The sequence below is a fragment of the Bradyrhizobium sp. DOA1 genome, assembly GCF_001593325.1.
GTDB lineage: Bacteria > Pseudomonadota > Alphaproteobacteria > Rhizobiales > Xanthobacteraceae > Bradyrhizobium.
Genome location: NZ_JXJM01000001.1, coordinates 276,691 through 288,221, shown reverse-complemented (window position 1 = coordinate 288,221; position 11,531 = coordinate 276,691). Strand labels below are relative to the sequence as shown.

Here is an 11,531-nt window from a genome sequence, read left to right as displayed (position 1 = left end):
CCGGCTGCTCCTGCACGATCGGTGCGGGCGCGGCGATCTGCGGCTGCTCGTAGTTCGGTTGCACGGCCTGCTGCTGCGGCTGTTGCTGGCGATATCCCGGGGCGAGTTGGCCTTGTCCGATCTGAGCGGGCGGCATCGCCGCAACGCTGGGCGCCTGTCCGGGCGCAGCTTGTGCGCCACCTTCGAGCGCCCGCAGCCGCTCCTCGAGCTGGCGGTTGCGATATTGCAGCTCTTCGTTCTGGCCGGTGAGCTGGCGCAGCTGGTTCTCCAGCCGCTCGATCCGCATCTCGGGATCGGCATCATCCGACTGCGCAAAGATCGACTGCGCAAGCGCGGGCGAGCACAAGGAGAGCAGCGCGGCGGTCGCCACGGTGCCGGTAAAGACCTTAAATCTGGATGACATCTTGCCCTGACGACAAAAGCGAAATGGCCTGCGACGGAACATTCGAGGCGCCACACATCGAAGTGGAGTACGCCAAAAATGTGACTGGTACCAAGGGGTTTCTGTCACAGAATGCTGAAACGAAACCGGCGCCCGAGAGGGCGCCGGCATAATCGGTTTGTGAAGATGAATGGCGGCTGACTGATCGTCAGGACCTGACTGAGCCTCAGGAGCTCGCGTTCAAGACGGTGACGGCGCGCCGGTTCTGCGACCAGCAGGAGATGTCGTTACAGACGGCGACCGGCCGCTCCTTGCCGTAGGAGATCGTTCGCATGCGGTTCGGATCGATGCCGCGCGAGGCGAGGAACGAACGCACCGACTGGGCTCTGCGAGCGCCGAGGGCGATGTTGTATTCGCGGGTGCCGCGCTCGTCGGCATGGCCTTCGATGGTGAAGCTGTAGCGCGGATAGGTCTGGAGCCACTGCGCCTGCTTCTCCAGGGTCACGATGGCCTGCGGGGTCAGATCGGTCTGGTCGCTTTCGAAGAACACGCGGTCGCCGACATTGACCACGAAGTCCTGCTGGCTGCCGGGCGTCGCCGCGTTGGCCATCGCATCCGTCGCAGCATTCTTGTTGGCGCAGGCGCCCATCGACAGCGCGACGGCAAGCACCGCGACCAGCTTCAATCCCTGGAGGATACGCATAGGATGTTTCATTCCGGAGCCTCCACGCTCGCGTTAGTCCACTGCTGTCCGGTCTACAGGGGGTTGGTTAAGCGAACGTTCCGTCAACCTTGACGGAACCTTGCCTCAGCCGCTCAAATGCCCCCAACCAGCGAAAAGCAAACGCCATGGTTAATGGGTTGTAAATGTGGCGCGAGGGTGAAGGCAAGTCGCACGGCCGGCAAAAACCCCTGCGTTTGCTGGAATTTTGGGCCGGTGTTGTCTGCGTCCCCGGCCGCACGGGCCGGTTGGAGGCAAAATTGCGGGCCGACCTTCAGGCCTGCGCCGTGCTCGCGACGAGCACCGGGCGCGGCACGGCAGCGCGCACGTTCCCCCGGTCGAACAGCATGCGCCGCTCGAAGGCGCTCGAGCGCATGATCGGGAAGCGGGTCAGGACCCGCTCGCGCAGGCTGCGGAAATCGGAAGCCATCAAGGCGACCGGCTTCAGCACGTTCGGGAACGAGCGCGGCTCCGTGATCGCCTCGTGCAAGAAGACCCGGCGGTAGAACGCCTGATGCTCCGCCCGGACCTGCGCCAGCCCGGTGTCCGCGTTGAAATGGTCGCAAGCCAGATAGGCAAGGCGCAGGGTGACGTAGGGCAGCTCCGGAAACCGCCGGGCCTGCTCCGGATCGGCAACGAAGCGCGCCGGATCGACGAAAACCTCGCCGCGGTCGAGACGGGGGTGAAGCACGTCGCCGAACAACTCGGTCGCATAGGACATGCGCTGGTCCGACGTCAGGATGTGCAGGCGGACGGAGCTGCAGAGTTCGCCATCGACGTGAATCCCGAACGTCCAGGCGTTCGGCGCATCGTCATAGCGGTCGCTGACGCGACGGGACTCCGCCGGCAGGATCAATCCGCCGTGCAGATAAGCGCGATAGCGCATTTGATAGAGGCGGTCTTTGTCTTCCGGAGTTTCGATGAGCCTGTAGTCGACCCGATCAAAAATCCCTGCCCCCCGCATCAACAGCGGAGCGCGCGGCTCGGCCCGGGATTCCATCTGATACTCCACTCGTCCAGCAACTTCCGCGAGTTTAAAACATTAACGCCTCCTTAACCGAATTGCAAAGGCTTGAATCGATTACGGTTAACCCCCCGTACGACTACGGTGGCGCTGTAACGCGCAGAAAACGACTGGAAATCTCGAGGCTTGAGAATCAGGCGAACGAGCGTGAGGAGAGCGCAACGACCTGACCGTCTTGCAGCCGACGACCATGCGAGGCGTTGAGCAATTGGCGCACGCGCACCGCCGGCACCGGCCGGCTGAACAGATAGCCCTGTCCCTCGGTCACCGTGCCGTCCGCACTGATCAGTTCGAGCTGCTCATTGGTCTCGATGCCCTCGACCACGACGGACATGCCGAGATCCGCCGACAGCCGTGCTACGCCGCGCAGCAGCGTCAGCGGCCGGTCGGTGTCGATGCCCTCCAGGAAGGAGCGATCGATCTTCACCTTCTGCATCGGGAAATTATGCAGATAGCTGAGGCTGGAATAGCCGGTCCCGAAATCGTCGAGCGAGATGCGCACGCCGAGCGCATGCAATTGCGACAGGATGTCGTGCGTGAGCTGGGTGTTGCGCAACAGCGAGGATTCCGTGATCTCGATCTCCAGGCGGTGGGCCGGAAGCCCCGAGACCTCGAGCGCGTAGCGGATCTCGCTCAGCACGTCGCGCTGATGGAATTGCTGCGGCGAGAAATTCACGGCGACGCTGACGCCCTCCGGCCACTTCATGCATTCCATGCAGGCGCGGCGCAGGATCCAGCGGCCGAGATCGACGATCAGGCCCATGTCTTCGGCGACCGGGATGATGTCGACCGGCGAGACCGTGCCACGCACCGGATGATTCCAGCGCAGCAGCGCCTCGCAGGTGGTGATCTTGCCGGACCTCAAATTGACCAGCGGCTGATAAAAAAGCTCGAACTCCTCGTTGGCGAGCGCCTTGCGCAGGTCGAGCTCGAGGATGCGACGGGCCTCGACGGTCGCCGCCATCTCGTCGCGGAAGAAGCAGAAGGTGCCGCGGCCGTCGGCCTTGGCGCGATACAGCGCCATGTCCGCGTTCTTGAGCAGCGTGTCGGCGCTGGTGCCATCCGGCGAGGTCAGCGCGATGCCGACGCTGGCGCCGATCTCGACCAGATGGTTGTCGATGCGATAGCGCTCGCTCAGCCGCTCGACGATGCGGCGGGCAAGACTGGCGGCATCCTCGGGCGAGGACAGGTTCTGCTGGAACACGACGAACTCGTCGCCGCCGAAACGGGCGACGAAATCCTCGGGGCGCAGCATCTCGCGCAGGCGGTTGGCGACCGCGCACAGGAGCTGGTCGCCGCAGGGATGGCCGAGCGTGTCGTTGACCTGCTTGAACTGGTCGAGATCGATGAACAGCAGCGCGGAGAGCCGCTCGGCGTGGTGCGCGCTCGCCAGCAGCCGCTCGATCTCGTCGCGGAAGCTGACGCGGTTGGGCAGCGCCGTGAGCTCGTCGTAGCGAGCCAGATGGCTGATCTTCGCCTCGGCACTCTTGCGCTCGGTGATGTCCTCGAGCAGGAGGACAGCACCTCCGTCCGTCATGGGCTGAATGGTCCATGACAGCGTACGCCCGCGTGCGAGGTCGGGATCCGTCGTCACGATCTCCTTGTTGCGGAGCTCGCGGATGCCCTGCAGGATCAGATCACCGCTGTCCTTCGAGATGGATTGGGCATCGACGCAAGCCGCGATGATGCGCGACGCACTGGCGCCGCTCTTCACGAGATCGTCGGGCAGGCTCATCATCTCGCCGAAACGGTAGTTCATGACCGCGAGCTGACCGTCGACGTGGAACATGCACAGGCCGTGCGGCATGTTGTTCAACGCGGTGTCGAATTGGCCGGCCAGCGCCGCTTCGCGCTCGCGCGCGGCCAGTGCGCGCATGAATATCCGGTGCAGATTGGCCGAGATGCCCATCAGCGAGAACAGGAAAGCCGCGCTGACGATCGACATCGCGACGTAGAACGGCGTGCCGCGCAGCGCGAGGGCAATGACGATCGGAACGAAGACGAGGCTGACCTGGAGTTGAAAGATCCATTGCCGGCCATAGGCTCTGCCGGCGCCGCCTGCCGCGATTCCGGTGGTGACGGACAGCGCGATCATATGGGCCACGGCATCGTCGCTGGCCAACAGGGTCGTCGAGCACCACGTCCCGATCGCAGCCGCCTGGATCATCGCGCCGATCTGATAACGCTTCTGCCAGCGCGTTGCCCCTTCGGCCGTCAGCGCCGACTTGCGCTTCTGGTACAGATGCAGGTCGAACGCGCGGATGATGCCGGCGAAGACGAGACATCCGACGCAGGCCCAGATCAGGGGCTCTCCCGTCTTCAACGCAGTCAGCGCCGCGCCGATCGAGACGAATACGAGGCCGGCCAGCAGCGGACGGGGAGCCTCGAACAGCGAATCGATCAGCGCCGCCGAAATCTTCGGCGATGCCTGCTCAGGTTCTTCGCTCTGGCTTGCGAACTGCATTTGTGTTTGTACGCGCGTCCTGTCGGGCGCATACTTTTACTCAGGCCTGATGAAGCCTTTCTGAGTGAACATCGTTAAAGTCGAGTTGTTTTTCGGCAATGACGAACCCGTTTCCGCTTAGATTTCAAGCAACTAGGCAAGCCTTGCCGGGCGCAAGGTGAAGAAAGGCTTGCCTTGCGCAGCGAACCCGAAAAAATCGGCACGTTTTTTCGACAACATCGCGCGTCTGAACGCGTGAATTATTGGCCTGCGGTCGAGGACAATAGCGGCGACCAAGCCGGGTCGGAGGCGAAGCCCGGCGTCGGCACCTTGAGCTCGTTGCGACCGGAGATGTCGACGCTGTACAGCGACGGCCCGCCATTGCCGCCGGGATCGCGGAAGAACATCAGCACGCGGCCGTTCGGCGAGAAGGTCGGCCCCTCGTTGTGGAAGCCGGAGGTGAGCAGCCGCTCGCCGGAGCCGTCAGGCTTCATGACGCCGATCGCGAACTGTCCGCCGCCCTGTCTGGTGAAGGCGATGTAATCGCCCTTCGGCGACCACACCGGCGTCGAATAGCTGGCATTGGTGTCGTCCTTGGAGAAGGAGATGCGCTGCGCCTGCCCTCCGCCCGCCGCCATCACGTAGATCTGCGACCTGCCGCCACGATCGGATTCGAAGCAGATGCGGGCGCCGTCCGGCGAGTAGGACGGCGACGTGTCGATCGCCGGCGTGTCGGTGAGACGCGTGGTCGAGCGCGAGCGCAGATCCATTACGAACAGGTTGGAGTTGCCGCCCTGCTGCAGGCTCATGATGACGCGCTGGCCGTCCGGCGAGAAGCGCGGCGCGAAAGTCATGCCGGGGAAGTTGCCGACGATCTCGCGCTGGCCGGTCTCGATGTTGAAGAGATAGACCTTCGGATCGCCCTGGCCGAACTCCATGTAGGTGATCTCTTGCGAGTTCGGCGAGAAGCGTGGCGTCAGCACCAGGTCGGAGCCGCGGGTCAGGTAGCGCACATTGGCGCCGTCCTGGTCCATCATCGCGAGCCGCTTGACGCGGCGCTCCTTCGGTCCGGTCTCGTCCACGAACACCACGCGGCTGTCGAAATAGCCCTTCTCGCCGGTCATCCGCTCGTAGATCTGATCGGAGATGATGTGGGCGATGCGGCGCCAATATTCCGGCGAGGTGAAATATTGCTGTCCGGTGAGCTGCTGGCCGGAGACCACGTCCCACAGGCGGAATTCGGCCTTGAGCCGGCCATCCGGCTGCCGCGTCATACGGCCGGTGACGAGGGCCTGCGCGTTGATGGTCTTCCAGTTCTGGAATTGCGGCGCGACGTCCATGTTGTTGATGCGCTCGATGAACGCAGCCTGGTCGATCGGCGCGAAAAGACCCGAACGCTTCAGATTGTTGGTGATGACCTGCGTGACGCCGTTGCCAACGTCGCCGTCGGACGGAGTGCCCGGGAGGAAGTTGGTGATCGCGATCGGGATCGGCTGGAATGCCGTGGGATCGATGCGGAGGCGAGGCTCCTGGCCAAAGGCGCGTCCGCTCCCCAGCATCGCGAGGGTCGACCCGGTGAGGGTCATGAAACGGCGGCGGTTCATCAAACGGGCATCATTCATCGCAAAATTCTTTTGTTCGGATGTCACAACATATCTTTCAGACCGAAAGTCATCGGAATGAGCTTCCAGCTCTCGTACTGCTGCTTTGGCATGAACGAGTAGACCTGACACTGCACGATGGCGCGCTTGGCGCTCTCCGCCACGGCCTGGGCGATCGACCGCGACGGTCCCCTCACCGCCACCACGATCGGCTCGGACGCCAGCGATCCGTCGATCTTCATGGGAATGTCGATGTCGGCTTCGTACTGGTCAGCATCCTGCCCGTTATAGGTCGGCGTGAAGCAGTGCTTGACCGCGTTTTGGAACGCACCGCGCCAGGTCGCGACGTTGTTCGCGGCTGTCCCCGTCGCCGCCCCCAGCGAGGCCGACGCATTCAGTGCCGAACCCGTCTGCTCGTGCCGGGTCGCGGCGCGCTTGTCGAGGTCGCGCTGGATCTGCGCGGGGTCGAAGGTGCGCTCCTTGGGCTTGGGCTGCTGTTGCGGCTGCACGGCCGCGACCTTCTGCTCCACGGGCTTGGGCGGTGGCTTCTTGGTGTCCAGCTTCTTCTGCAGCTCGGCGATCGGATCTTCCTTGGCCGGATCAGGCTTCTTTTCCTGCGGCTTCGGCTCTTCCTTCGGCTTGGCTTCGGCCACCGGCTTGGGCGGCTCGGGCTTCTTCTCCACCGGCTTCTCGACGGGCTTTGGCGGCGGCTCCGGCTGCGAGTTGGTCTTGATCAGCTCTTTCTTCTCCGTGACCTTGCCGACGGCGTCTTCCTCCGGCTTGGGCTCGGCGATCTTCTCGACCTTGGGCTTCAGTTCTTCCTTCTTGCCGGTCTTCTGTCCCGCCATCATCTTGGCAAGCTGATCGGTGGAGATGATGTCGACCGGGAGCGACTCTTCCGGCGCCACATAGGCCTTGCTGCTGAAGGTGACGAGGCCCCATCCCAGCACGAGGACATGGAGCACAATCGACGCAACGAGTGTCTTGTCGACGTTCACCTTCACGGCTTACCCCTGATCCGCTTCCGTGACGAGGGCAAGCTTCTTGAATCCTGCGCCGGACAACTGGCCCATCACCTTGGCCACCGTGCCGTAATCCGCCTTCTTGTCAGCGCGCAAATAGATGCGCTCCTCGAGCCCGCCGCGCGCGTCCGTGATCGCCTTCAGTTTCGGCACGAGGTCGTTGATGGCGATTTCGGCATCGTTGATGAACACTTTGCCCTTGATGTCGACCGAGAGCTGGATCGGCTTCTGGTCGCTGTTTTCGATGCTCTTGGCCTGGGTCTGCGGCAGGTCGAGCGGCACACCGACCGTGAGCATCGGCGCCGACACCATGAAGATGATGAGCAGCACCAGCATCACGTCGACCATCGGCGTGACATTGATTTCGGCCACAACGGGCTTGCGCCGGCCGCGACGTCCGCCGCCTCCGGATGAACTTGCGACGTTCATGCCCATGGTCTGGTGCCCAAATTGCCCTTCACACTATACACGCCGTCCGTCAGCCACGCTCATCGATCTGACGGGACAGGATGGCTGAAAATTCATCGGCGAAACCCTCGAGCCGCTGGGCCTGCCGGTTCACCTCGGAGGTGAACTTATTGTAGAAAATAGTGGCAGGAATGGCGGCGATAAGGCCGACGGCGGTCGCAAACAGCGCCTCCGCGATACCGGGGGCCACCACCGCCAAAGAGGTATTTTTCGACGCCGCGATTGACTGGAAGCTCGACATGATGCCCCAGACCGTGCCGAACAGGCCGACGAAGGGGCCGGCGGAGCCGACGGTGGCGAGCACCAGCAGGCGGCGTTCCAACCGCTCGACCTCGCGTGCGATCGAAACGTTCATCACCTTGTCGATGCGCATCTGAAGCCCCGCGACGGAGCGGGCATGGCTCTCGAACGAACGCTTCCATTCGCGCATCGCCGCGACGAAGCAGGCCGCCATGGAATGCGTCGGCTTGGCCGAGAGCGTGCGGTAAAGCTCCTCGATCGATTCGCCGGACCAGAAGGCCTGCTCGAAGCGGTCCATCGAGCGCCGCGTGCGCGCATAAAGGAAGATCTTGTCGATGGCGATGGCCCAGACCCACACCGAGCAGGCCAGCAGTCCCAGCATCACCGCTTTCACGATCCAGTGAGCCTGCCAGAACAGCGCAATCAGCGACACGTCGGCGGAGGCAGCAACCGGAAGGGCTGACTGAGCCAATTCGGCCGGATTCATAAGCAGTATCCTCTCAAGGCGATCGTTACCTAATGTCCGTCGGCCAACAAATGGGCCGGTGTTCCCCAACAGCCGCGCTAGAACCCGCGCGGCCGGCAAGCCTGCTCAAAGCCTTGTCTTTCTGGGGTGCAGGGCTCGTCCAAAGCCGGCCGCCTGCATTCCCCGCCAAGATGTCAAAACTATGGGCCTCGACACGACTTCGGGCGTGACTGTCCGCAAATACCAGAGCCCGGCGTTGGTTAATGCGGGGTTACCGGCGACGAATTTGGCTGCGGGAAAAGGAGGCGGCCCAAGGGGATGCCAAGGGGATGCGGCGGCCCCCGTCGCCGTAGGAACCGGCCCACCCGGCAGAAAATTGTCCCGGAATTCCCTTTTTGGCGAGGTTTTGCCATGAGCATCAACCCCAAAACGACCGCCGCAATCGGCGATCATCCCCTGCATCCCATGCTGATTCCATTCCCCATCGCGTGCCTGGTCGGCGCCCCCATCGCCGATCTCGCCTTCATCGGAACCGGCGACGGTTTCTGGGCAACAGCCGCAATCTGGCTGATCGGCGCCGGCATCGTCATGGCGCTGGTTGCTGCCACGGCGGGCTTCATCGACTTCTTCAGCGAGCCCCGCATCCGCCGCCTCGAGGATGCCTGGTATCACATGGTCGGCAACCTCGCGGCGGTCGTGCTGGCGCTGGTCAATTTCTATCTCCGCTACGCGCAAGGCGCTGAAGCCGCCGTAAAACCATGGGGCGTGGTGCTGTCGCTGATCGTCGTCGGCGTTCTCTTGTTCACGGGATGGAAGGGCTGGGAGATGGTGTACCGGCATCATGTTGCAGTGCTGGACGCACCCGGCCAGACCAGCTCGGAGCCGGTCAATCCGCATCATGGCGGCGAGAGCCACCGCCGCGCCGCCTGAGCGCGCATCAAGCTGCCGAAGCGGGGGCGGGGCAATTGGTGAGCCGCGCGGGATTGCCGATTGCGGTGCAGCCGCTGGGCACGTCACGGGTCACGACCGTCCCGGCGCCAATCTTGGCGAAATCGCCGACATCGATGTCGCCGAGGATGGTCGCGCCGGAGCCGATGAACACGCCGCGACCGATGCGCGGCGAGCGCATCGGCAGGTCGCCATGGCGCCCGATGCTGACGTTCTGAAGAATGGTGGCCTCGTCGCCGACAACGACATTGGCACCGATCACGATGCCGGTGGCGTGGTCGAGATACACCGACGATCCAAGGCTCGCGGCCGGATGAATGCTGACCTGCAAAACGTTCGACGCCTCGTTCTGCAACAGCAGCGCCGCGTCGCGCTGGTCATGACGCCATAGCCAGTGCGAGACGCGCCAGGCTTGCAGCGCGACGTAGCCCTTGAAATGGAGCAGCGGCGGCAGCAGGCCGGCGGCGGCGGGATCATGCAGCGCGATGGCGCGCAGATCGCGGCCGGCCGCTTCGACCAGATTTGGTTGGCCGCGAAAGGCATCGCGCGAAAACGTCGTGAAGCGCTCGCGTTCGGCCGCGCTGCCGCCGAGCCGGCGCCCGATCAGATCGGCCAAGGCGGAGGTAAAATCGTCATGGGCAAGGATGGCGCCGGCAACAGCCTTGCCGAAGATTGGGTCCGCCGCTGCGGCGCGCTGTGCCTCGCCGCGGATATCCTGCCAGAGGGTCTCGCTCGCCATGATCGCAGTCTCTGCCATCTTCGCCGCCTGCGGTGTTTTGACGCTTGCTTCTCGCTGTCGAATATAGGACGCAGGCCGCCTGCGCGCCAATTGGCGTCAGCAACACACGCGGTTGCCTGTGCGCCATGCTCCCCGTGAGGCTACGAGCTTGCTTGCCAGAGAGCCGTGACCATATAGTCGGTCGGTCCTTCGACCGAAGCCCGCGGTGGTCCGCCATCCGCGGGTTTTTCGTACCCGGCCGCGGCCAAGCTGCCCGATACAATTCCGCATCCACGTCATCCAAGGTCACGCTCAAATATGTCGCCTAACGCCTCCGCCGACGACCACCACGACGACATCATGTACCCGTCCGCCATACCGTTCCTGCTGGTCCATCTCGGCTGCTTGGCGGCGATCTGGTCCGGCGTCACCTGGCAGGCGGTCGCGATCTGCATCGCACTCTATTGCGCGCGGATGTTCGGTATCGGCGCCGGCTACCACCGCTATTTCTCGCATCGGGCATTTGCGACCGGCCGGGTGTTTCAGTTCATCCTGGCCTGCCTCGCGCAAAGCAGCGCGCAGAAGAGCGTGTTGTGGTGGGCGGCCAAGCATCGCCACCATCACCTGCATTCCGACACCGAGAACGACGTGCATTCACCGCGTCACCGCGGCTTCCTCTACAGCCATCTCGGCTGGATCTTCGACCGGCAGCACGACACCACCGACCTCGTGAAGGTCGGCGATCTCGCCGTCTATCCCGAGTTGATGTGGCTGCACCGGCTGGAGCTGCTGCCGGCCTTCGTGCTGGCAGGACTCTGCTTCCTGGTCGCAGGATGGTCGGGTCTGGTCGTCGGCTTCCTCTGGAGCACGGTGCTGGTCTATCACGCCACCTTCTGCATCAATTCGCTCGCCCATGTGCATGGACGCAAGCGCTACGTGACGGGCGATGATTCCCGCAACAACTGGCTGCTGGCGTTGTTCACGCTGGGTGAAGGCTGGCACAACAATCACCACGCCTACCAGAGCAGCGTGCGACAAGGCTTTCGCTGGTGGGAAGTCGACGTGACCTACTACATCCTGACGGTCCTGTCGTGGATCGGCGTCGTCTGGAACATGAAGGCGCCGCCCGAACAGGTGCTGCGCAACGAGCAGCCGCTCGGCGCGCGCGTCATCCAGCGGGCCGCCCGCGAGCTCGCCGGACGGTTCGATGCGCAGACCCTGGCGCATGCGATCTCGTCGGCGCGGCGCCGGGCCGATCTCGCGCAGCTGCAGCTGCCGTCGCTGCACGACATCCTCAACCGCGCACATGAAGGTGTCGACGCGCTGACGCATCTGCATCTGCCGAAGATTCCGACCCGCGAGGAGTTTCTGGCGGAGGCCAAGGCGATGTTCGCGCGCACGCGATCGCTCAACGAGATCGTCGACCACGCCTACGAGCATTTCCTCTCGTCGGTTCGCGCGCAGCTGGCGGCGACGGCCTGAAATCATCGCGGCTGCC

General features: G+C 63.7%; 10 protein-coding genes and 1 pseudogene. 2 read left to right on the top strand and 9 right to left on the bottom strand.

The window, feature by feature from the left end:
• From SE91_RS01335 to tolQ, 8 genes and pseudogenes are all read right to left on the bottom strand, one after another.
• Positions 1–403 (bottom strand): annotated as a pseudogene (locus SE91_RS01335) (tol-pal system protein YbgF); the annotation flags it as partial.
• Positions 404–608: 205 nt separating this feature from the next.
• Positions 609–1,097: a peptidoglycan-associated lipoprotein Pal gene (gene pal, locus SE91_RS01330; RefSeq protein WP_035704649.1), complete on the bottom strand. Its 489-nt coding sequence runs from the start codon at positions 1,095–1,097 to the stop codon at positions 609–611.
• Between the two features lie 280 nt (positions 1,098–1,377).
• On the bottom strand, positions 1,378–2,103 hold the full coding sequence (locus SE91_RS01325; RefSeq protein ID WP_008546323.1) for an N-acyl amino acid synthase FeeM domain-containing protein: 726 nt from the start codon (positions 2,101–2,103) through the stop codon (positions 1,378–1,380).
• 157 nt (positions 2,104–2,260) lie between these two features.
• Positions 2,261–4,591: a putative bifunctional diguanylate cyclase/phosphodiesterase gene (locus SE91_RS01320; protein WP_061846300.1), complete on the bottom strand. Its 2,331-nt coding sequence runs from the start codon at positions 4,589–4,591 to the stop codon at positions 2,261–2,263.
• 239 nt (positions 4,592–4,830) lie between these two features.
• Positions 4,831–6,174 carry a Tol-Pal system beta propeller repeat protein TolB gene (gene tolB, locus SE91_RS01315; protein ID WP_060737976.1) on the bottom strand — a complete coding sequence of 448 codons (1,344 nt, stop codon included), beginning with the start codon at positions 6,172–6,174 and terminating at the stop codon, positions 4,831–4,833.
• Between the two features lie 41 nt (positions 6,175–6,215).
• The gene (tolA, locus tag SE91_RS01310; RefSeq protein WP_061846299.1) at positions 6,216–7,175 is read right to left on the bottom strand and encodes a cell envelope integrity protein TolA; all 960 of its coding nucleotides are present in this window, start codon (positions 7,173–7,175) and stop codon (positions 6,216–6,218) included.
• 3 nt (positions 7,176–7,178) lie between these two features.
• Positions 7,179–7,628, bottom strand: a complete 450-nt coding sequence (gene tolR / locus SE91_RS01305) for a protein TolR (protein ID WP_008546340.1) — start codon at positions 7,626–7,628, stop codon at positions 7,179–7,181.
• Between the two features lie 43 nt (positions 7,629–7,671).
• Positions 7,672–8,388 carry a protein TolQ gene (gene tolQ / locus SE91_RS01300; protein ID WP_008546343.1) on the bottom strand — a complete coding sequence of 239 codons (717 nt, stop codon included), beginning with the start codon at positions 8,386–8,388 and terminating at the stop codon, positions 7,672–7,674.
• A 390-nt stretch (positions 8,389–8,778) separates the two neighbouring features.
• Between tolQ and SE91_RS01295 the strand changes: the two genes are divergently transcribed.
• Entirely contained in the window at positions 8,779–9,297 is a 519-nt protein-coding gene (locus SE91_RS01295) for a DUF2231 domain-containing protein (RefSeq protein WP_061846298.1), read from the top strand.
• A gap of 7 nt (positions 9,298–9,304) precedes the next feature.
• Here SE91_RS01295 and SE91_RS01290 read toward each other — a convergent pair whose 3' ends face one another.
• Positions 9,305–10,072 (bottom strand): serine acetyltransferase domain-containing protein, encoded by a 768-nt coding sequence (locus SE91_RS01290; protein WP_061846297.1) that lies wholly within the window; start codon positions 10,070–10,072, stop codon positions 9,305–9,307.
• 279 nt (positions 10,073–10,351) lie between these two features.
• Between SE91_RS01290 and SE91_RS01285 the strand changes: the two genes are divergently transcribed.
• On the top strand, positions 10,352–11,515 hold the full coding sequence (locus SE91_RS01285; protein WP_008546355.1) for an acyl-CoA desaturase: 1,164 nt from the start codon (positions 10,352–10,354) through the stop codon (positions 11,513–11,515).
• Positions 11,516–11,531 lie beyond the last annotated feature (16 nt).

Bases quoted from the DNA above. Each gene is read 5' to 3' on its own strand.
- tolR (WP_008546340.1), bottom strand. From the start codon at position 7,628: ATGGGCATGAACGTCGCAAGTTCATCCGGAGGCGGCGGACGTCGCGGC.
- SE91_RS01325 (WP_008546323.1), bottom strand. From the start codon at position 2,103: ATGGAATCCCGGGCCGAGCCGCGCGCTCCGCTGTTGATGCGGGGGGCA.
- tolB (WP_060737976.1), bottom strand. From the start codon at position 6,174: ATGAACCGCCGCCGTTTCATGACCCTCACCGGGTCGACCCTCGCGATG.
- pal (WP_035704649.1), bottom strand. From the start codon at position 1,097: ATGAAACATCCTATGCGTATCCTCCAGGGATTGAAGCTGGTCGCGGTG.
- SE91_RS01285 (WP_008546355.1), top strand. From the start codon at position 10,352: ATGTCGCCTAACGCCTCCGCCGACGACCACCACGACGACATCATGTAC.
- SE91_RS01320 (WP_061846300.1), bottom strand. From the start codon at position 4,591: ATGCAGTTCGCAAGCCAGAGCGAAGAACCTGAGCAGGCATCGCCGAAG.
- SE91_RS01290 (WP_061846297.1), bottom strand. From the start codon at position 10,072: ATGGCAGAGACTGCGATCATGGCGAGCGAGACCCTCTGGCAGGATATC.
- SE91_RS01295 (WP_061846298.1), top strand. From the start codon at position 8,779: ATGAGCATCAACCCCAAAACGACCGCCGCAATCGGCGATCATCCCCTG.
- tolQ (WP_008546343.1), bottom strand. From the start codon at position 8,388: ATGAATCCGGCCGAATTGGCTCAGTCAGCCCTTCCGGTTGCTGCCTCC.